The sequence below is a fragment of the Paenochrobactrum gallinarii genome (assembly GCF_014205685.1).
GTDB lineage: Bacteria > Pseudomonadota > Alphaproteobacteria > Rhizobiales > Rhizobiaceae > Paenochrobactrum > Paenochrobactrum gallinarii.
On the sequence record NZ_JACIIU010000011.1, the window covers coordinates 1 to 21,446 of the forward strand.

Below are 21,446 nucleotides of genomic sequence, written 5' to 3' on the forward strand. Positions count from 1 at the left end.
TATGCAGGGCCAAAGCTGAAGTTGAAGCTTGAAAAGATCAGCAAATTCACGCTGGAAATCATCAAGCGGTCAGACGCGATTAAAGGCTTTAAGATTCTCCCGCGCAGATGGGTAGTTGAACGCACTTTTGCATGGTTGGGCCGATGCCGCAGATTGGCCAAAGACTTCGAGAGAACCATCGCTTCTGCTGAGGCGTGGATTTATATCGCAAATATCCGCATGCTCACAAGGCGCATCGCAAGATCATGATAAAAATGAATTCTTTATGAGTCAGCCTCTTAGAGTAGGCTTTGACATTGTAAAACTCCGCGCCTTGATTGTTAACCTTTTTCGTTATATCAAGACTTTGCAAATAGTGATTATAACTGTGTCGATTTAGGCGCTGGTTAAATCGCAAAAAAGGCAGATGGTAATGATTCACCATCTGCCTTTTTTTATGCCTGAATTTATATTTTCTGTCAATACAATGTTTAAACGTAGAGCTAAGCTATTATATAGGTAATATTTATATTGTCAATAATTTATATTTATTGATCTTGACTTTTATTGAAATGCGCAGATTCTATCAATACTTGGTGTTTTTGGGTAAAGTTTAGCATAAAGGCACTATATCTAGTGTTTTTATTGGGGGCTGCAAGGGGGGGGCTCATTTTGGATGGCTGCGATGGAGTGATATTTGTTTTATGGAGTATAAAAAAACCGGAGCAGTGTGTGCTCCGGTTTGCTATTTTTATGCGCGTTTAAGCTAAGCTTAAACGTCCAGATTGGCTACGTTCAGCGCATTGGTCTGAATGAATTCGCGGCGTGGTTCCACTTCATCACCCATCAATCGGCTAAACAGGCTGTCTGCGTCAGTTGCATCAGTGACTTTCACCTGCAACAGCGAACGTGCATTCGGATCAAGGGTGGTTTCCCACAGCTGCTCGGCATTCATTTCGCCAAGACCTTTATAGCGCTGCAAGCTCAGGCCCTTGCGGCCGGTGGCGAAAACCGCATCCAGAAGTGCCAGCGGGCCGGAGATTTCCTCGCTCTTGTCTTTGCGACGCAAAACCGGTGGCTCAGCATAGACTTCTTTCAAGCGCTCGGTGAGGCGGTCAATCTGACGCGCATCAGCTGAACCAATCAGGCTCATATCGAGGATGAGAACATCTTTAACGCCGCGCAATGTGCGCTCCAGACGATAGCCGCCATCTTCATGGATATGGCCAGACCAGCCACGTTCGGTATCTTCTGCAATTATATCCAAGCGCTTAGCAATGGCATCCGCAGAGGCCTGCGTTTTCTCGTCATTGGCAACCGATTCAGGGTTGAGAACACCGGCAATTGCCGCCTGTTCCACAACGCGCTGATCGTAGCGTGTGTGCAGGCCTTGCAACAGTTGACGCAGCATACGGGCATCTTCGATCACATTTTTCAGATCGTGACCTGCGCGCACTTCGCCGCCCTTCAATTCAAGGGATGCTTCTTCAAGACCGGTTTCAATGAGGAAGTCCTCAAAGGCTGCTTCGTTCTTGATATATTGCGAGCTCTTGCCGCGCGTTACTTTGTAAAGCGGTGGCTGGGCAATGTAGATATGACCGCGCTCGATCAGTTCCGGCATCTGACGGAAGAAGAAGGTCAAAAGCAGGGTTCGGATATGCGCACCATCGACGTCCGCGTCAGTCATGATGATGATTTTGTGGTAACGCAATTTGTCCGGATTGAACTCATCCTTACCAATCGACGTGCCGAGTGCTGTAATCAGCGTTCCCACCTGATCGGAACCGAGCATACGGTCAAAACGCGCGCGTTCCACGTTGAGGATTTTACCGCGCAGCGGCAAAATCGCCTGATTTTGACGCGAACGGCCACCCTTGGCAGAACCACCAGCAGAATCACCCTCAACGATGAAGATTTCTGACTTGGCAGGATCACGCTCCTGACAGTCGGCCAGTTTGCCCGGCAGTGAGGTGATATCCAGCGCGCCTTTACGGCGGGTAAGATCACGTGCTTTGCGTGCTGCTTCGCGTGCAGCGGCTGCTTCGACAATTTTGCCCATCAGCAATTTGGCTTCGGTTGGATGTTCTTCCAGCCAGATCGAAAGCGCTTCATTGACGAGGCTTTCAACGACAGGGCGAACTTCTGATGAAACCAGCTTGTCTTTGGTCTGCGACGAGAATTTAGGATCCGGCACTTTGACAGAAAGAACAGCCGTTAAACCTTCACGGCAATCATCGCCGGTGAGGTTTACTTTTTCTTTCTTGGCAATGCCGGAGCTTTCCGCATAACCGGTCAGCTGACGGGTCAGCGCACCACGGAAACCAGCCAAGTGGGTGCCGCCATCGCGCTGCGGAATATTGTTGGTGAAGCACAAAACCCGCTCGTGATAGGTATCATTCCACCACATCGCGACTTCAACGGTCATGCCGTCTTTTTCGCTGCGGATATAAATCGGCTCTTCAATGATCGGCTTTTTGCTCTGATCAAGATAGCGCACAAAAGCCTGCAAACCGCCATCATAGTGAAGTTCTTCCACACGATGATCGGCAGGGCGCTTGTCGGTCAGAAGAATACGCACACCAGAGTTAAGGAAAGCCAGCTCACGCAGGCGACGCTCCAATGTGTCATAGTCAAATTCGACCATAGTGAATGTATCGGTCGATGGCAGGAAGCTGACCTCGGTGCCTTTTTCCTCGCCCGCATCGCCGGTAACAATCAACGGCGCATCGGCTACGCCATGAGTGAAGCTCATTTCATGAATTTGTCCGCCACGGCGGATTTTGAGGCGCAGCCAAACGGACAAAGCGTTAACAACCGATACACCCACACCGTGGAGACCGCCGGAAACTTTATAGGAGTTCTGGTCGAACTTACCGCCCGCATGAAGCTGGGTCATAATAACTTCGGCAGCAGAAACGCCTTCTTCTTTGTGGATGTCGGTCGGGATACCACGGCCGTTATCGGTGACAGTGCAAGAACCATCGGCATTCAGTGTAACTGTTACCAGTGTTGCATGGCCGGCCAGCGTTTCGTCGATGGCATTATCAACGACTTCATACACCATATGGTGCAGGCCGGAACCGTCATCCGTGTCGCCAATATACATGCCAGGACGTTTACGCACGGCATCGAGGCCTTTGAGCACCCGGATAGAGTCAGCGCCATAATCCGGAGTTGCTTCAGGGGTCATCTCTGGTGTCTCGGTCATGAAAAACTTTCGATTATCTGTTACGATAATGGTTTCAGGCGCATCTTTTAAAAGGCGCACCAAAAACCTTGTGTCGAATCATACGACATATAGGAATTCAATATAGGCTCTCGCGCCGTTTTCTCCAAATTGATAGCCACGATTTAAGTGGATTTCTCATCACTTTTAGCGTGTTTTTTGATGATTTATGCTTCTTTTCACCAAAAGCACTGTAACGCTGCTCAAAACATCAGGGGATGACAATTTCAGGGTATGAAAAAAGCCCCGTGAAGGGGCTTTTAAATTTTAGAAATTGCAGATTATGCGAATAGTCTTTTTGCGTGCCAGCGCAAATGATCATCCATAAATGTGGAAATGAAATAATAAGAATGATCATAGCCTTCGCGCATATTGAGCGTCAGCGGAATATTGGCTTTTTTGCACGCCTCTTCCAGAAGCCATGGGCGCAGACCATCATCCAGAAAACCATCGGCAGTGCCTTGGTCGATGAGCAGTTCCGGCACACGGTGGCCGTCTTCGATCAGTAATGTGCTGTCATAAGCGCGCCATTGCGCCTGATCATTGCCTAAATATTTCTCAAAAGCTGGTTTTGACCATCCGGCTGTTGATGGCTGGGCAATGGGCGCAAAAGCTGAAACGGATTTAAAGCGGCCGGTATTTTTAAGCGCAAGGGTAATGGCACCATGGCCGCCCATCGAATGGCCGAAAATGCTCTGGCGGGTGAGATCAACAGGGAAGTTCTGCTCGATCAGTGCAGGCAGTTCTTGGCTAATATAGCGCTCCATCTGATAGTGCTTATCAAAAGGGGCTTGGGTGGCATTGAGATAAAAACCGGCACCTTGGCCAAACTGCCAATTGTCTTTTTCATCCGGCACATCTTGGCCGCGCGGAGATGTGTCCGGGCAGATGATTGCTAGCCCAAGCTCTGCGGCCAGACGGCGATATTCGCCTTTATCCATCACATTTTGATGGGTGCAGGTGAGGCCGGAAAGATACCATAAAACCGGAACGGGCCCTTGCTCTGCTTGTGGTGGCAGAAAAATTGCAAAAGTCATATCGCATTGGCAGGCTTCACTTTTATGGCGATAAACGCCTTGCGTGCCGCCAAAGGCTTTGGCTGTTGAAATGGTTTCCATAGATTTTCCTCCAAAGCAAAAATTATATGAGAAGGAGCACCATTCCAGTTAAAGAAATGGCGCTGCTTGATTGTTGTCAGGCCTGTGGGGCAAAGCGCATGTCGATATGCGGAATGCCATCTTCCAGATATTCATCCGAAATAGGCACAAAGCCAAACGAGCCGTAAAATTTGCGCAAATAGCTTTGCGCACCCAGCTCTATTGCCGCATGAGGAAAGCGCTTTTGTGCAAATGCAAGCGCTTCTTCAAGCAGACGATTGCCAAACTTGTGGCCGCGATAATCCGGTGCCACCACGACACGGCCAATTTTCACAGGCTTGCCGGTTTGTTCAGGCGGCAACACACGCAAAGATGCGGCCAGCACATCACCATGCACGTCAACATCCAGAATGCGCAAATGAAATGCGTCATAATCTTTACCGTCAATTTCGGGGTAAGGGCATTTTTGCTCAACCACGAAAACGTCCACGCGCAGCTTCAGCATGGCATAAAGTGCGCGCGGGGAAAGATTATCGATTTCATCCCAGCGGGAGGTGAAACGGGCTTCGCCCATCAGAATGTGATGACCGAACGGATGGATTTGCCTTCATGCATCAGATCAAAGGCGGTGTTGATTTCATCAAGCGGCATTTTATGGGTGATGAGATCATCAATATTGATCTTACCTTCCATGTACCAATCAACGATTTTCGGCACATCGGTGCGGCCGCGTGCGCCACCAAAAGCGGTGCCTTTCCAGACGCGTCCGGTGACAAGCTGGAACGGACGGGTTGCGATTTCCTTGCCGGCTTCCGCCACGCCGATGATGATTGATTCACCCCAGCCGCGATGGCAGCATTCCAGCGCCTGACGCATCACATCCGTGTTGCCTGTGGCATCAAATGAGTAATCCGCACCGCCGTCGGTTAAGTCCTGAATGGCCTGAACCACTTTATCATTGCCGATTTCACGCGGGTTGATGAAGTCTGTCATGCCGAATTTTTTCGCCATTTCGACTTTAGCCGGATTGATGTCGACACCGATGATCTTATCGGCACCCACCATGCGTGCGCCCTGAATAACATTGAGGCCGATGCCGCCAAGGCCGAACACCACAACATTGGAGCCCGGACGTACTTTTGCCGTGTAAATCACGGCGCCAATACCGGTGGTAACACCGCAACCGATATAGCAGATTTTATCGAATGGCGCGTCTTCACGCACTTTTGCCAGCGCGATTTCTGGCAAAACAGTGAAATTGGAGAAGGTCGAGCAGCCCATATAATGGAAGATTTCGCCACCATCGCAGGAGAAGCGCGTGGTGCGATCCGGCATCAGGCCCTGACCTTGGGTGGAGCGGATGGAGGTGCAAAGATTGGAGCGCTGTGACAAGCAGGTTTTGCACGAGCGGCATTCCGGTGTGTAAAGCGGAATGACATGGTCGCCGGGACGCAGAGTTGTGACGCCCGCGCCAACTTCACGCACGATACCTGCGCCTTCATGGCCGAGAATAGCAGGGAATTTGCCTTCTGAGTCAAGGCCTGAAAGCGTGTAGGCATCGGTGTGACAGACACCGGTTGCCATGATTTCCACCAGAACTTCACCCGGTTTCGGGCCGCCGATTTCAATGGTTTCGATGGTCAGCGGCTTGTTTGCTTCCCATGCCACAGCTGCGCGTGATTTCATTTTTGTTTCTCCTCGCGGGTTCCTGATATTTTATTTTAAATAGCTGCGGATGATCCGCATAATCTGGTCAATTTCGGCTTCGGCTTTTTCCAGAGGCAGCGCCCCTGCATCTGTGTTTGCCGCACCAAAAGTTTCACGCAAATGGCTTTCCAGTACTTCGGCCATCAATCCGGTGGCGGCACCGCGCAGTGCTGCCAGTTGCTGCAACAATGCACCGCATTCAGTGCCTGCATCCACCGCACGTTCCAGTGCTTCCGCCTGACCTTTAATGCGGCGCAGGCGCGTGATGACGCGTTTTTTCTCTTCTGGTGTATGCGGCATGGTGTTGAAGCCCTTTAAAGCTTGATAGTTAAAAACTATATACTATGGGGGAGTATGTCAACGGTGCAATTTGACGGGCACTCAATACTGGACAAGCACCGCCAAACTGGTGCAGAGCTTTTGTTTATCGCTTTTATTGGCGCCTTAACCGGCGAGTAAAAAATGAGATAGGCATTTTCATTGCGAAGCTTACCCGAACTACCTGTTACCCATGTCTTGCCTGCTTTGGATGCCGCGATGGAGCGGAGCAATAAACATGTGCTGGTAGCACCTCCCGGCGCGGGTAAAACGACGCTGGTGCCTTTGCATTTTTTGCATCAGAACTGGTCTGGTACGGATAAGATCATTGTGCTGGAGCCGCGCCGCATTGCAGCGCGTGCGAGCGCTAAACGCATGGCGCAATTGCTCGGCGAAGAGGTCGGGCAGAGGGTTGGCTACCGGATGCGTCTTGAAAATAAGACAAGCGCTTCCACCCGTGTGCTGGTGGTGACGGAAGGTGTCTTCGCCCGCATGATCTTGGAGGATCCGGAACTCAGCGGCGTTAAAGCGGTTTTGTTTGATGAGTTTCATGAGCGTAGTTTAGACGCGGATTTCGGCCTTGCTCTGGCATTGGATGTGCAGGCAGCATTACGTCCGGATTTGAAAATTCTGGTGATGTCGGCAACGCTTGACGGTGCGCGGGTGGCAGCACTTCTGGGCGATGAAGCGCAAGTGATCAAAAGCGAAGGGCGAAGCTTTCCTATCGATATTCGCTATCGCGAACGCAAACCACAAGAGCGCGTGGAAGATGCCGTTGCGCAGGCTATTCGGGATGCACTTTTTGATGAGGTGGGCAGTATTCTGGCCTTCCTGCCGGGGCAGGGCGAAATTGAACGGGTAGCCCGTTTGCTGGAGCCGCATCTGGGTGCAAATATCATGCTGTGCCCGCTTTACGGGGCGATGGAGGGGCGTGATCAGGATGCCGCGATCAAACCTGCGCCCGAGGGAAAACGCAAAATTGTACTGGCTACATCAATTGCAGAAACCTCGCTGACCATTGATGGTGTGCGCGTGGTGATTGATAGTGGTTTAAGCCGTGTGCCGCATTATGAACCGGCAACCGGTTTGACACGGCTTGAAACCGTGCGTGCCTCGCGTGCGGCGGCCGATCAGCGGGCAGGACGTGCAGGGCGAACAGAATCCGGTGTTGCTATCAGGCTTTGGCATCAGGGGCAGACAGCGTCTTTGCCGCCCTATAGCACACCGGAAATTCTCGAAGCGGATTTGTCCGGCCTGTTGCTTGATTGTGCTGCATGGGGTGTGAGTGATCCGGCTGATTTGCAGTTTTTGGATCAGCCGCCGCGCGCAGCCCTTAATGAAGCACGTGACCTGCTGACGGAACTGGGAGCATTGGACAGCGATGGCCGGTTGACCGTAGATGGTCAGGCAATGCGCGAACTGGCTTTGCCAGCGCGCCTTGCGCATATGGTGGCAAAAGCCAAGCAACGCGGTGAAGGTTTATTTGCGGCAGAATTGGCGCTTCTTTTAACTGAGCGCGGCCTTGGTGGCTCCGATATTGATCTGGAAGAACGGTTTCGTAAATTTAAACATGATCGCTCTGACCGCGCCCAACGCGCCAAACAATTGGCGAAGCGATTAGGAGATACTTCAACTGGCGAGACGTCCACGATCGGGCGCTTATTGCTGGATGCTTATCCTGATCGCTTGGCAAGGGCGCGTGGTGCTGCGGGGCAATTTGTGCTGGCTAATGGTCGTGGCGGCGAAGTGGATGGGGCATCGTCTTTGTCCAAAGCATCATGGTTGGTGGTGGCGGATTTGACAGGGCGTGCTGAGCGCAGCCGCATATTGGCAGCGGCAGAAACAAGCGAAAATGAAATCCGGCAGGTTTTAGGTCATAAGATCAAAACCGGCAGACAAGTGCTTTATGATGCAGAAAAAAACAGTCTGCGCGCCCGTGAAGCCACACGAATTGGCCAATTTGCTTTGCAGGAAAAGCAAATGGCTGCTCCTTCCGGCGAAGAAGCGGATTTAGGTGTCATTGATGCCGTTCGCCAATATGGATTGCAGATTTTGCCATGGGGCAAAGAGGCTGAAATTTTACGCCACCGTTTAGGCTGGCTTTATCAGGGCTTGGGCGAGCCGTGGCCTGCCATGGATGATGCGTCACTGATCGGCAGGCTGGAAGATTGGTTATTGCCGTTTTTAACCGGCGAAGCACGGCTTGATAAAATACCGTTTCATGTCATCAGCAATGGTTTGCGCTCGCTGGTGCCTTATGATTTGCAGCGCAAGATTGATGCGCTGGCACCGGTGAGTTTTGAAGTGCCGACAGGCTCCAATATCACAATCCGTTATGATGCCGGCCAGCCGGTGATTGCTGTGCGGGTGCAGGAATTATTCGGGCTGACAGTGCATCCCGCCATTGCCGATGGTAAAGTGCCGCTGGTGCTGGAATTGTTGTCGCCGGGTCATAAGCCAATCCAGATTACTCGCGATTTACCGCGTTTTTGGGCGGGCTCATGGGCCGATGTGCGCGCGGATATGCGTGGCCGTTATCCCAAACATGTCTGGCCGGAAGACCCTGCCAATGCAGCGCCGACACGCCGCGCCAAGCCACGCGGGCAATAGACGGGGACGGAAAACGGTGCGACAGGACTTACCTTGATTTAAAACTTGCCTTATAGGGTCAACAAAAAATGCTACGGAGTGGTCATGCACACAGATTTTCACAGCCGCGCTTCGAGCCAGTCGCGTCGTCCGCGTCTGACCACTCTGGTGCGCATCCGCTGGCTGGCGATTGCCGGACAAACCGCTGCCGTGATGTTTGTGGCGCTTTATCTGCGCTTTCCGTTTCCGGTCGGTATTTGTTTTGCGCTGATTGCCCTTTCTGCATGGCTTAATTTGTTTTTGGGTTTCCGTTATCCGGTCAGTCACCGGCTTGATCCGACTGCTGCCAGCTTTGTGCTGGGCTTTGATGTGCTGCAACTGGCAGGGCTGTTATATCTGACCGGCGGTTTGCAAAATCCGTTTACGATTCTGATGATCGTGCCGGTGATTATTTCGGCCACATCGCTGCCGACACGTCACACAATCGTGCTGGGACTATTGGTGACGCTGTGCACGAGCTTTCTCACCTTCTATCACCTTAATTTGCCGTGGTATCCGGATACGGTACTGGAATTGCCGTTTTTATTGGTGACAGGCATTTGGAGCGCGGTGATTTCCACGCTTGGCTTCACCGGCGTTTATGCTTACCGGATTGCTGAAGAAGCGCGCCAGCTTGGCGACGCATTAGCGGCAACCGAGCTGATTTTGCAACGCGAGCATCATTTGACCGCGCTCGACGGTTTGGCGGCCGCTGCCGCCCATGAGCTCGGCACGCCTTTGGCAACCATCGCGCTGGTGGTTAAGGAAATGCAGCGCTCGCATTCCAAAGATGAAGGGCTTGCTGATGATATCAGTCTGCTGCAATCACAAACGCAGCGTTGCCGTGAGATCTTGCAGCGCCTGACCAGTCTTTCATCTGAAAATGAAGAGCATATGTCGCGTATGCCGCTTTCGTCACTGATTGAGGAAGTGGTGGCACCGCATCGCCACTTCGGTATTGATCTGGAAGTGGTGCGTAAGGACGGGGCAAAGCCTGAACCGGTGGTGCGGCGTAATCCGGGGCTCTTATATGGCCTTGGCAATCTGATTGAAAATGCGGTGGATTTCGCCCGCGAGAAGGCTACAGTTTCATGGAGCTGGAGCGAAACGGAAGTGCGTGTCATCATTCAGGATGACGGGCAGGGGTTCAAACCGGAAATTCTGGAGCGAATCGGTGAACCTTACACAACCAGTCGTGAAAGCGGACAAAGTGGTGGTGGCTTGGGATTGGGGCTCTTCATCGCGAAAACGTTATTGGAACGCTCCGGCGCGCATATAAGTTTCCATAATCGAAGCAATCCGGGGCAGGGCGCGGAAATCCGCGTGGTGTGGTCTCGTGATATTTTGGCCGGAAATGTGAAATAAATACGGTTCGCAAGCATTTTTTTGAATTGCTTATTTGACTTTTTGCCGCAGGGCTACAATAAGGAAATAAAAAACCGAGTAGGAAAACCTGATGGACGAATTGAATCAGGACGACAGTGAAGTAATCGGCATCGATCCTTCTCTTCTTCTGGTCGATGACGACAAACCGTTTTTGCAACGCTTGGCACGTGCCATGGAAAGCCGTGGCTTTGTCGTGACAACTGCAGAGTCGGTTGAAGAGGGTATTGCAGCCGTGAAGGCCGCTGCACCGGCTTATGCCGTTGTGGACATGCGGTTGGGTGACGGAAATGGTCTCGATATTATCGAGGCGATCCGTGCCAGGCGCGCCGATACACGGGCAATTGTTCTCACCGGCTATGGCAATATTGCCACCGCTGTGAATGCGGTTAAACTTGGGGCGATTGATTATCTCTCCAAGCCTGCCGATGCGGATGAGGTTTTTGGTGCTCTGACACGCAAACCGGGTGAAAAGGTGATTCCACCGGAAAACCCGATGTCGGCCGACCGTGTGCGATGGGAACATATTCAGCGTGTTTATGAAATGTGCGAGCGCAATGTTTCCGAAACAGCGCGTCGTTTGAATATGCATCGCCGCACTTTGCAGCGGATTCTGGCCAAGCGCGCCCCGCGCTAAAAACTTCCGCCAGTTATGATGAAATATGTGAAATCAGTCTGAAGGACTGGTTTCACTGATGATTATCTTGAAAACTCTCAATTGAATTAAAGTATGACAGGCTGAAATACTGTTGTGCTTAAAAAATCTGTTCCCTCGCAAAGGTTAATAAGTATAGTTAATGAAGGTTTAACTATATTGAATGCACATTGGCGTTAACAAGCAAGGTCGGTTCAAAAGGGGAAGCGGCTTGTTATTGGGGGGAATTCATGAATTTCAAATCATTGCAAATACCCGTTGCTGTTGTTCTGACCGGATTTTTGGCAGCATGTTCCACGACCGGTTCGCCTTTTAAGGCAAGCGCATCTTATCCGGCGGTTAAAGATGCGGGCTATACGCTGCCTGCTATCCCGAGGGATAAAATTCCTGAGCAATATCGCCGCCAGACAGTGACTTATAAAACGTCGCAAAAGCCTGGCTCAATTGTTGTCGATACCAAAGATAAGCATCTTTATTATGTGCTGCCGGACAATAAAGCCGTGCGCTATGGCATTGGGGTGGGGCGTGAGGGCTTTGGTTGGTCAGGCACAGCACGTGTTGCTGCCAAGCGTGAATGGCCGACATGGACACCACCGGCACCGATGATTAAACGCCAGCCGGAATTGGCAAAATATCGCAATGGCATGGGGCCGGGCTTGAAAAACCCGCTCGGCGCGCGCGCTCTTTATTTGCACAATAAAAATGGTGATACCGGCTATCGTTTGCACGGCACACCGGAATGGTGGTCGATTGGCAAAGCCATGTCTTCCGGCTGCATTCGTCTGATGAACCAAGACATTATGGATCTTTATGATCGCGTCGATAAAGATGCGCAGGTCACCGTTCTGTAGGCGCGACCAGTAAATTTGAAAATAAAAAAGCCGCATGAAACAAAATTTCATGCGGCTTTTTGATAATGACAGAAAATCAGATCAGATTGCTTCGACCTGTAAAACTTCCGGCACAAAGTGCTTAAGCAGGTTCTGGATACCGTGCTTCAAGGTGGCGGTTGAGGACGGGCAACCGGCGCAAGCGCCCTTCATGTGCAGATACACAACGCCGTTTTCAAAGCCGCGGAAGGTGATGTCGCCGCCATCTTGTGCCACAGCTGGGCGTACGCGGGTTTCCAGCAATTCTTTGATGGTGTCGACGATTTCACTGTCACCTGCATCAAAAAATTCATCGGCGCTGTGGTCGGTGGCAGCAGGAGCGCTGGCGCCGGCCATGACAGGCGCGCCGGACATGAAATGCTCCATGATAGTGCCGAGAACCGCAGGCTTCAGATGCTGCCATTCTGCATCATCTTTAGTGACGGTGATGAAATCATAACCGAAAAATACGCCGGTAATGCCAGGAACTGCAAAGAGTTTGGCAGCAAGCGGAGAGGCATCGGCTGCGGTTTCTGCGCTGCGGAAATCTGCAGTGCCCTCAGGCATGACGACTTTGCCCGGGAGAAATTTCAAGGTCGCCGGATTAGGCGTTGTTTCTGTCTGGATGAACATTTCGTTCTCCCGCGTTGGGCAGATTTCAAGCCTCTCTTATACGGGGCTGAAAGCTGCAGAAAGAGATTATCGGAATATCCCGATTATTATCGGAAATATCATACCTTGGAACTATTCTAATAAACGGGAATGGCGAAAGAGGCAAGCCCGTTCCTTGTCAGAACAGTGAATTAAACATGACAATGTTTATCAATATAGTGTTATCAAGCCACGTCATCAATATCTTCGTCACTTAAATTCGCCGGAATAACAGTGACAGGGATAGGGAAGGATGCGCTTTTACCAGCCAGCATCTGGATGAGGGGGCCGGGGCCCTCTTTGCCTGATGCTGCGGCCAGTACCAGAATGGCAATATCCTGATCTTCTTCAACCAGGTTTTGCAATTCTTCGGTGGTTTCACCGGCACGTACAATCAGCTCAGGTTCAAGCCCTTGCTTTTCGCGCACTTGGGCTGCGAGCTTTTCCAGCGCCAAGCGGGCGCGTTCTTCCGCTTCCGAGCGCATGATCTCGCCAACGCCCAGAAAATGCTGGAAATCCGATGTATCAATAACAAACATCAAAACCAGTGCGCCGCCGGTATTTTTAGCGCGTCTTGATGCATAGGCGACAGCACGCCCGCATTCAGGCGTATCATCAATAATGACCAGAAATTTGCGGCGGTGTCCGGCTTCCCGGCTCAATCTTTTTGAAACCATTTGACCAATCTGCCATTTCAGAACATTTGCTGCAAGCGCCATGATGATAAATCAGCATGGCGCCTGACGATTATTGAAGTTGATTATTTAAAAAGCTTAGTTCTGCAACCAGCCGATAATATTGCGAACATCTTTCATTGTCTGTTCGGCAATGACACCGGCGCGTTCGCCGCCATCTTTCAGTACGCTGTCGATATAAGCAGGGTCTGCGATTAGTTTCCGCATTTCCTGTGTGATCGGCGACATCTGCGCAACCGCTAGATCAGCAAGTGATGATTTGAATTCGGAGAACTGCTTGCCACCGAAATCACGCAGAACTGCTTCTTTGGAAATACCGGAAAGAGCGGCATAAATGCCGATAAGATTGTCCGCTTCTGCTCGACCTGCCAGACCGTCAAGCTCTGATGGAATAGCATCCGCATCGGTTTTGGCCTTGCGGATTTTTCTGGTGATGGTTTCAGCATCATCAATCAGGTTGATGCGTGACAAGTCCGACGGATCGGATTTCGACATTTTCTTGGTGCCGTCACGCAGCGACATGATGCGCATTGCAGGGCCGGAAATCATCGGCTCAGTAAGCGGGAAATAACCGGTCACAGTTTCATCGCCAACTGCCATTTCCACGCCAATGCCGAGATCGGCGATGCGGGCGGAATAGTCATTGTTGAACTTTTGTGCGATGTCGCGGGTCAGTTCCAGATGCTGTTTCTGGTCATCGCCCACCGGCACATGGGTGGCGCGGTAAAGCAGGATGTCCGCAGCCATCAGGCTTGGATAAGCAAAAAGGCCGAGCGAAGCATTTTCGCGATCCTTACCGGCTTTATCCTTAAACTGCGTCATGCGGCTCATCCAGCCGATACGCGCAATACAGTTAAATACCCATGCCAGTTCAGCGTGCTGGATGACGCGGCTCTGGTTGAAAACCATGTTTTTTTTCGGATCAATTCCGGCGGCCAGATAGGCTGCGGTCAATTCACGGGTCGCCTGTGCCAGCTCTGCCGGATCGGGAGAAATGGTCAAAGCGTGCATGTCCACAACGCAATAAATGCACTCATGGTCATCCTGCAATTCGACCCAGCGCTTGATGGCGCCGAGATAGTTGCCGAGGTGGAGATTACCGGTTGGCTGGGCACCGGAAAAAATTCGTTCTTTAAAGCCACTCATAATGGGTATTTCCTCAAGCTGTTGGAAAGCCGGGCGAGTATCGTTTTCATGTCTTTGATGATCTGACATACTCTGACTTGGTTATATTAAGAGCGACGTATGTGGTTTGGACGCATGCGGACGCTCTTCAACACCAGCACTCGTGCCAGAGCGTGAACAACCAAGCAAGCTATTTTTATAGTTATGCGGCTTTTGATTTTCTTCGCATATTATTGCGAAGCATGGAAAGGCTCGCGCCACCGGTGGCAAAAGCTGCGCCGAAATAGGTAATCATGGCGCAGACAACCAGAAGGCCAACGGTTAAAGCCTGCACACCGAAGCCCGCACTTCTTTGCAGATAATCAGACAGATAATGTGCGCCGAAATAAAGCATGGCTGCCATGATAGCGGCTGACAAAATAAGGCGTGGCACACGGCTGATCAGCTGTGCGTCATAAGCCCAATGGCCGCGATAAATCAGCAGGCTCAGAAGCAGCATTGCATTTGTCCAGCCAGCGACCACCTCTGCGATGGCAATGCCCCAAACACCCCAGATCGGAAACAAAGTAAGGGCGAGCGACACATTAATTACAACTGCAATACCAGCAAAAATCATCGGTGTGCGGGTATCTTCACGGGCAAAAAAGCCGGGCAAAAAGGCTTTAATCAGCACGAAGGCCGGCAAGCCAATGCCGTAAATGGCGAGAATATGAGCAACAATAAGTGTGGAATCGGCACTGAATTGGCCGCGTTCAAACAGCAGGCGCACGATTGGTGTGGCAAAAACCAGCAAAGCGGCAGCAGCGGGCAGGGTTAAAAATAGCGTAAATTCAACCGATCGGTTTTGTAAGTTTCCGGCTTCCTTGTCATTGCCGCTTTGTAAAGCGCGCGACAATTCGGGCAGTAAAACTGTGGCAACCGCAATGCCCACCACGCCAAGCGGTAATTGTGAAATACGGTCGGCATAAACCAGGGACGAAACCGCACCTTCTTGCGATGAGGCAATATTGGTGTTGATCAAAAGGTTAATCTGCGTGATGCCGCCGGTGATCGCGGCAGGCAGAGCCAGCACCAACAGGCGGCGTACATTGGGAGTGAGTTTTGGCAAACGGAAGCCGATTTTAATGCCTGCATTGCGCACTGCGCCCCAGACGATTGCAAGCTGCACTAGACCTGCCGCCATCACGCCCCAAGAAAGACCAAGGCCGATATCAAGCGGATCATAACCCTGCCACCATGCCCACACCAGTACGGCAATGAGGATGATGTTCAGGAAAACCGGTGCAATGGCGGCGGCAAAAAAGCGATGCAAAGTGTTGAGCATCCCGCCCATCATCGCCGCCAGCGACATACAGGCCAGATAAGGAAACATGATAACGGCCAGACGTACCGTATGCTCATATTTGACCGGATCATCAACAAAGCCCGGTGCGATGACGGTGCGCACCAAAAACGGCATGGAAAGCTCCATGGCGATGGTCAGCACCAGCAAAATCGTGAACAGAACGCCAAAAACCTCTTCGGAAAATTTACGCGCACCTTCCATGCCGTTTTTTTCAATCTCTTTGGAAAAGAGCGGCACGAAGGCGGTGTTAAGCGCGCCTTCGGCAAAAAGACGACGGAAGGTGTTGGGAAACCGAAAGGCGGCATTAAACGCATCCGCGACAGGGCCGGTACCGAGCGCTGCGGCCATCATCATTTCACGGGTGAAGCCGAAAATGCGGCTCATCAAAGTGCCCGATGCGACGGTCGCGAATTTTTTAACCAAGCTCATAGGATCAATGCCTGTCAGTTACCCGTTTGCGCGGTTGTTTTGGCCGCTGTCTCGTCATTCAAAAGGGTGAGAAGTTTGCGTTTAATATTATTCTGTTTGGTTGTTGAGGCGATTTTTTCGCCGCTTAAATCTGTCACATAAAATGTATCAATAACCTTTTCACCGTAGGTGGTGATATGGGCGGATGCAATATTGAGCGACAGATCGGAAATCACACCGGTTAATTCCCATAACAAGCCGGGGCGGTCGAGCCCTTTTACTTCCAAAACAGTAAATTTATTCGAAAGACTGTTGTTGATCACCACGCGCGGCTCAATACGAAATGTTTTGGGCGTGCGCTTTGGTTTGATTTTCTTTGCCATCACATCAGGCAGATGGGCAATGCCCGCCAATGCGTCCTCAATCAGCTGGCCAACGCGCTCAGCGCGGCGGCGTTCATCCTCATCAAGCTCAAAAGCGCGGCTGATCAAAATCGTGTCCAAAGCGCGCTCATCACGGGTGGTGAAAATCTGCGCGTCAACGATATTGGCGCCTGCTGCCGCACAGGCACCGGTGATGACGGTGAGGAGGCGGGGCGAGTCCGGTGCTAAGACCGTGATTTCAGTGACGGCTTCAAAGCGGTGCGGTTGTGCAAGCGTTGCAACAGTGCGCTTTTGTGTGTCAGCCTGTCTGATAAAATCGGCATGCCGGATCTGATCTTCCAAAGGCACAGTCAGCAAATAATTGGTATAAAGAAGCGGAATATAGGCATTGACGGCCTCTTCCGGCCAGGTTTCCAAACTCTGCGCAAGCAAATGTCTGGCTTTTTCGCCGCGCTCGGTGCGCGATGCCTCGGAAAAACCACCGGTTAAAACCAGCTCGGTCTCATAATAGAGGGTGCGCAGTAACTGGCCTTTCCAGCCGTTCCAGACACCGGGGCCAACGGCTTTGATATCGCAAACAGTCAGGATAAGCAGAAGTTTCAGGCGGTCTTTGGTTTGCACAATGTCTGCAAAATCCTGAATGGTTTTGCGGTCATTGAGATCACGCGACTGGGCAATCTTGCTCATGGTCAGATGTTGTTCGATCAACCATGCAACCGTGTCTGTTTCGGAAGCTGTCAAGCCAAAGCGCGGGCAGAGCTTACGGGCAATGCGCGCTCCGGCCACGGAGTGTGCCTCAGGGCGGCCTTTGGCGATATCATGTAAGAAAAGCGCGACATAAAGAATATTGCGTGCGGTTTTAAGCGATGCGATCAGCTCATTGGAAAGCGGGTGTTCTTCCTCCAAAGTGCCGTGTTCGATTTCCGACAGCACTTTGATCGAACGTAAGAGATGCTCGTCCACCGTATAGTGGTGATACATGTTGAACTGCATCATCGCGACGATACGGCCAAAATCAGGAATGAATTTGCCCAGTACGCCGGTTTCGTTCATGCGACGCAAAATCAGTGCCGGATCACGCGGTGAAGTGACGATTTCCAGAAATAATTTGTTGGCTTCCGGATTTTCACGCAAATCAGTTTTGATGAGCTTTAACGAGCGCGAAACCTGCTGCATGGCGACAGGGTGCAGCGCCAGCCCATGTTTATCGGCCAGATGAAACAGGCGGATGATATTGACCGGATTTTCCTGAAAAACCGTATCACGGGCAATATTGATACGATGGTTTTCATCAATAAAATCACTGCCGCGGCTAAGCTTGCGCTTATGCGGTTCGCTGCTGATGTAAATCTGGTTATAGCCGGGCACATTCTTCACTTGCTTCTCTTCCAAAGCAGCACAGATGATACGGGTTAAATCACCGACATCTTTGGCCACCAGAAAATAATGTTTCATGAAGCGCTCGACGGCATTTTGACCCGGATGCGCGGTATAGCCAAGCCGTTCAGCAATGTCGGGTTGCAGTTCGAAAGACAGGCGCTCAGTGGCGCGGTTGGTGAGAAAATGCATATGGCAGCGCACTGCCCAGAGAAAATCTTTGGCTTTGTTAAACAAGCGATGTTCGGCACGCGATAAAACACCAAGCTTGACCAGCCCCTCACTGCTACGGATGCCGTAGAAATAACGCGCAATCCAGAAGAGGGTTTGCAGGTCGCGCTGTCCGCCTTTGCTTTCCTTGACATTCGGCTCGACGAGATAGCGCGTGACACCGGATTTTTGGTGGCGCAGATCACGCTCATGCAGCTTGGCGGCAATAAATTCAGGGCCTGTTCCGGCCACAACTTCGCTTTCAAAGCGGCTTTGCAGCTGCTCAAAAAGTGCAAGATCACCAATCAGTAAGCGATTTTCCAGCACCGATGTGCGGATGGTCATATCTTCCAGCGAAAGCCGGATTGTATCATCAATATTGCGTGTGGCATGGCCGACTTTAAGCTTCATATCCCACAGCATATAGAGGATATATTCCACCACCTGCTCGCCCCAGGGCGTCTGTTTATAGGGGAGCAAAAATAATAAATCGATGTCGGAGCCGGGTGCTAAACCACCGCGGCCATAGCCGCCCACCGCGACAATTGCCATGGTTTCCGCCATGGACGGATTATTAACCGGATAGATGCGGGTGGTCACAAAATTATAAAGCGCATGGATGAGGACATCCATCAAATGAGAAATACGTCTGGCGCATAAAGTGCCGCCGCCATCTTGGGCGAGCATTTTTTCAGCCGCTTCCAAGCCTTGCTGACGCGTTTCTTTCAGCAGACATAAAATATCACGGCGTAATTCTTGGGCAGGGCGCTGGCTTTCAGCCAGCAGATTGTATTTTGCAATAAAGGCTTCTTCGTCAATCGTCTGGAGTATTTTCAAGAGACTGCCTCATATTGCATCAATGTTTGAGCGCATGCCGAAAAAATCTGAAGCGGTTTTTAGACAGGATACGCGGGTATTATGAATCTTAAACGCCGGCTCCACGATGTGAGGCCGGCGTTTAATCTAATCGAAGCTTTGCTTAGTTGGAAGCATTATAGGCAGTGATTGCAGCCATATTGACGATGTCGGTATCTTTTGCCCCAAGGCTGACAATCTGGGCAGGCTTATCAAGGCCGACCAGGAGAGGGCCAATTAACGTTGCACCGCCCAGCTCTTGCAGCATATCGGCTGCAATGGTTGCCGAGTGGTGATCCGGTGTGATCAGCACATTGGCAGGGCCGGAAAGGCGGATGAACGGATATTGCGCCATCAGCTTGCCGTTAAGCGCTACTTCTGCACTCATTTCGCCATCAAATTCGAAGTCCACATGGCGTTTTTCCAAAATGCGGACAGCTTCCTGAATGGTTGCCGAGCGTTCGCCGCCCATATGGCCGAAGGTGGAATAAGCGGTGAGAGCAACGCGCGGGGTGTAGCCCATGCGACGTGCCATACCGGCTGCTTCCACGGCAATATCGGCCAGCTCTTCCGCAGATGGTGATTCATGCACGGCTGTGTCGGCGATAAAGACGGTACGGTCGCGGCAGATGGCGATAGAAACGCCAACAACGCGGTGGCCGGGTTTGCTGTCGATCACGCGGCGCACATCTTCAAGGCCGGTGGCGTAATTACGGGTGATACCGGTGACCATGCCGTCGGCATCACCAAGAGCAACCATGCAAGCTGCAAAATGGTTGCGGTCATTGTTGATCAGGCGGTGGCAATCACGGAACAAGAAGCCCTGACGCTGCAATTTCTGATAAAGATAATCAGCATATGCGCCGTTGCGGCTGGAAAGACGCGCATTGATAATTTCAATATTCGGCTTATCCAGATCAACACCTGCGGCTTCTGCGGTCGCGCGAATGCGGTCTTCACGCCCAACGAGAATGGCAGTGCCCAGTTCCTGATTGACGAAGGAGACAGCGGCACGCATGACCTGCTCTTCTTCACCTTCGGCAAAGACGATGCGTTTTGGCTTGCTGCGCACCCGCTCATAAATACCGCGCAATGTCGATGCAATCGGATCACGACGCGCTGATAATTCGCGTGAATAGGCATCAAGATCAGCAATTTCGCGACCGGCAACACCGGTATCCATCGCAGCTTTGGCAACAGCCACTGAAACAGAAGCCAGCAGACGCGGATCAAACGGCACCGGAATGATGTAATTGCGGCCAAAGCGCGGGCGGTTGCCCTGATAGGCGGCCACAACATCGTCCGGCACATCTTCACGGGCAAGCAGAGCCAGTGCGTTTGCGGCGGCAATTTTCATTTCTTCGTTGATAGTGGTTGCACGCACATCCAGCGCGCCGCGGAAGATATAAGGGAAGCCCAGCACGTTGTTGACCTGATTTGGATAATCCGAACGGCCGGTTGCAACAATCGCATCACCACGAATTTTCGCGACATCTTCAGGGGTGACTTCCGGATCAGGGTTTGCCATGGCAAAAATGATCGGGTTGGCAGCCATCGAGGCAACCATTTCGTCGGTCAGTGCGCCTTTGGCGGAAAGACCAAAGAAAACGTCTGCGCCTTCCATAGCTTCAGCCAAAGTGCGCTTGTCGGTTTTCACGGCATGGGCTGATTTCCACTGGTTCATGCCTTCTTCACGACCCTGATAGACAACACCCTTGGTGTCGCAAAGAGTGACGTTTTCAGAGGCAAAGCCCATGGCTTTGATAAGTTCGATACAAGCAATACCGGCAGAGCCTGCACCATTACAGACAAGCTTGGTCTTTTTCATGTCGCGGCCGGTCAGATGCAGCGCATTAATGAGACCTGCGGCGGAAATAATTGCGGTGCCGTGCTGGTCATCATGGAACACCGGAATGTCCATCATTTCGCGCAGGCGCTGTTCGATAATGAAGCAATCAGGCGCTTTGATATCTTCCAGATTGATGCCGCCGAAAGACGGGCCCAAATAGCGCACAGCGTTGATGAAGGCTTCAATGTCAGTGGTATCGACTTCCAGATCGATGGAATCAACATCGGCAAAGCGTTTGAACAGGACGGACTTACCTTCCATCACCGGCTTGGAAGCCAGCGCGCCAAGGTTGCCAAGACCCAAAATAGCTGTACCATTGGTAATAACGGCAACGAGATTGCCTTTGGCTGTGTAATCATAAGCACTGGCCGGATTTTCAGCGATGGCTTTCACCGGAACGGCAACGCCTGGAGAATAAGCCAGTGACAAGTCACGCTGGGTGGTCATAGGCTTGGTCGGAACGATTTCTAACTTACCGGGGCGCCCCATCGAATGGAAATCGAGCGCTTCTTTATCACTGGCAGCCTGTGCGGCAGTCGGGGTTTTGTTATTGTTTTTTTCTGAGGCTGACATGTCAACTCCGGTTTTCATCTGTGGAGAATTCTAAGTAATCTCTGTTGTGTGGTGCGTAAATATCATTTCGGGAATAGATATTGTGATGAAATTTACACTTTACGCAAGATTCA

16 protein-coding genes are annotated in these 21,446 nt (G+C 51.5%); 5 read left to right on the plus strand and 11 right to left on the minus strand.

Annotation, left to right across the window (positions count from 1 at the left end):
- Positions 1–249, plus strand: a 249-nt coding sequence (locus FHS77_RS10895; RefSeq protein ID WP_184223256.1) for a transposase, incomplete at its 5' end; no start/stop codon positions are given.
- Positions 250–751: 502 nt separating this feature from the next.
- Here the strand turns inward: FHS77_RS10895 and gyrB are convergent.
- The 5 genes from gyrB to FHS77_RS10920 form a co-directional block, all read right to left on the minus strand.
- A complete protein-coding gene (gyrB, locus tag FHS77_RS10900) occupies positions 752–3,187 on the minus strand; it encodes a DNA topoisomerase (ATP-hydrolyzing) subunit B (RefSeq protein WP_184223387.1) in 2,436 nt (811 codons plus the stop codon).
- A gap of 299 nt (positions 3,188–3,486) precedes the next feature.
- Positions 3,487–4,323, minus strand: coding sequence for an S-formylglutathione hydrolase (gene fghA, locus FHS77_RS10905; protein ID WP_184223258.1), 837 nt, complete (start codon positions 4,321–4,323; stop codon positions 3,487–3,489).
- 76 nt (positions 4,324–4,399) lie between these two features.
- Entirely contained in the window at positions 4,400–4,876 is a 477-nt protein-coding gene (locus tag FHS77_RS10910) for a GNAT family N-acetyltransferase (protein ID WP_184223260.1), read from the minus strand.
- Positions 4,876–5,988: an S-(hydroxymethyl)glutathione dehydrogenase/class III alcohol dehydrogenase gene (locus tag FHS77_RS10915; protein ID WP_184223262.1), complete on the minus strand. Its 1,113-nt coding sequence runs from the start codon at positions 5,986–5,988 to the stop codon at positions 4,876–4,878. The genes FHS77_RS10910 and FHS77_RS10915 overlap by 1 nt, the downstream gene beginning before the upstream one ends.
- A 30-nt stretch (positions 5,989–6,018) precedes the next feature.
- Entirely contained in the window at positions 6,019–6,309 is a 291-nt protein-coding gene (locus tag FHS77_RS10920) for a metal/formaldehyde-sensitive transcriptional repressor (protein WP_184223264.1), read from the minus strand.
- Between the two features lie 180 nt (positions 6,310–6,489).
- Between FHS77_RS10920 and hrpB the strand changes: the two genes are divergently transcribed.
- From hrpB to FHS77_RS10940, 4 genes are all read left to right on the plus strand, one after another.
- A complete protein-coding gene (gene hrpB / locus FHS77_RS10925; RefSeq protein ID WP_184223266.1) occupies positions 6,490–8,937 on the plus strand; it encodes an ATP-dependent helicase HrpB in 2,448 nt (815 codons plus the stop codon).
- Positions 8,938–9,021: 84 nt separating this feature from the next.
- Complete coding sequence (locus FHS77_RS10930) at positions 9,022–10,320, plus strand: ActS/PrrB/RegB family redox-sensitive histidine kinase (protein WP_184223268.1); 1,299 nt, start codon at positions 9,022–9,024, stop codon at positions 10,318–10,320.
- Between the two features lie 91 nt (positions 10,321–10,411).
- A complete protein-coding gene (locus FHS77_RS10935; RefSeq protein ID WP_184223270.1) occupies positions 10,412–10,975 on the plus strand; it encodes an ActR/PrrA/RegA family redox response regulator transcription factor in 564 nt (187 codons plus the stop codon).
- 248 nt (positions 10,976–11,223) lie between these two features.
- Positions 11,224–11,844, plus strand: coding sequence for a L,D-transpeptidase (locus tag FHS77_RS10940; RefSeq protein ID WP_184223272.1), 621 nt, complete (start codon positions 11,224–11,226; stop codon positions 11,842–11,844).
- A gap of 81 nt (positions 11,845–11,925) precedes the next feature.
- Here FHS77_RS10940 and FHS77_RS10945 read toward each other — a convergent pair whose 3' ends face one another.
- From FHS77_RS10945 to FHS77_RS10970, 6 genes are all read right to left on the minus strand, one after another.
- Positions 11,926–12,495 carry a NifU family protein gene (locus FHS77_RS10945; RefSeq protein WP_184223274.1) on the minus strand — a complete coding sequence of 190 codons (570 nt, stop codon included), beginning with the start codon at positions 12,493–12,495 and terminating at the stop codon, positions 11,926–11,928.
- A 203-nt stretch (positions 12,496–12,698) separates the two neighbouring features.
- Positions 12,699–13,190, minus strand: a complete 492-nt coding sequence (locus FHS77_RS10950) for a universal stress protein (RefSeq protein WP_184223389.1) — start codon at positions 13,188–13,190, stop codon at positions 12,699–12,701.
- 96 nt (positions 13,191–13,286) lie between these two features.
- Positions 13,287–14,354: a tryptophan--tRNA ligase gene (gene trpS, locus FHS77_RS10955; RefSeq protein ID WP_184223276.1), complete on the minus strand. Its 1,068-nt coding sequence runs from the start codon at positions 14,352–14,354 to the stop codon at positions 13,287–13,289.
- 181 nt (positions 14,355–14,535) lie between these two features.
- Complete coding sequence (gene murJ, locus FHS77_RS10960; protein ID WP_184223278.1) at positions 14,536–16,107, minus strand: murein biosynthesis integral membrane protein MurJ; 1,572 nt, start codon at positions 16,105–16,107, stop codon at positions 14,536–14,538.
- Between the two features lie 14 nt (positions 16,108–16,121).
- A complete protein-coding gene (locus FHS77_RS10965) occupies positions 16,122–18,893 on the minus strand; it encodes a [protein-PII] uridylyltransferase (RefSeq protein WP_184223280.1) in 2,772 nt (923 codons plus the stop codon).
- Between the two features lie 142 nt (positions 18,894–19,035).
- Positions 19,036–21,333 (minus strand): NADP-dependent malic enzyme, encoded by a 2,298-nt coding sequence (locus tag FHS77_RS10970; RefSeq protein ID WP_184223282.1) that lies wholly within the window; start codon positions 21,331–21,333, stop codon positions 19,036–19,038.
- Positions 21,334–21,446 lie beyond the last annotated feature (113 nt).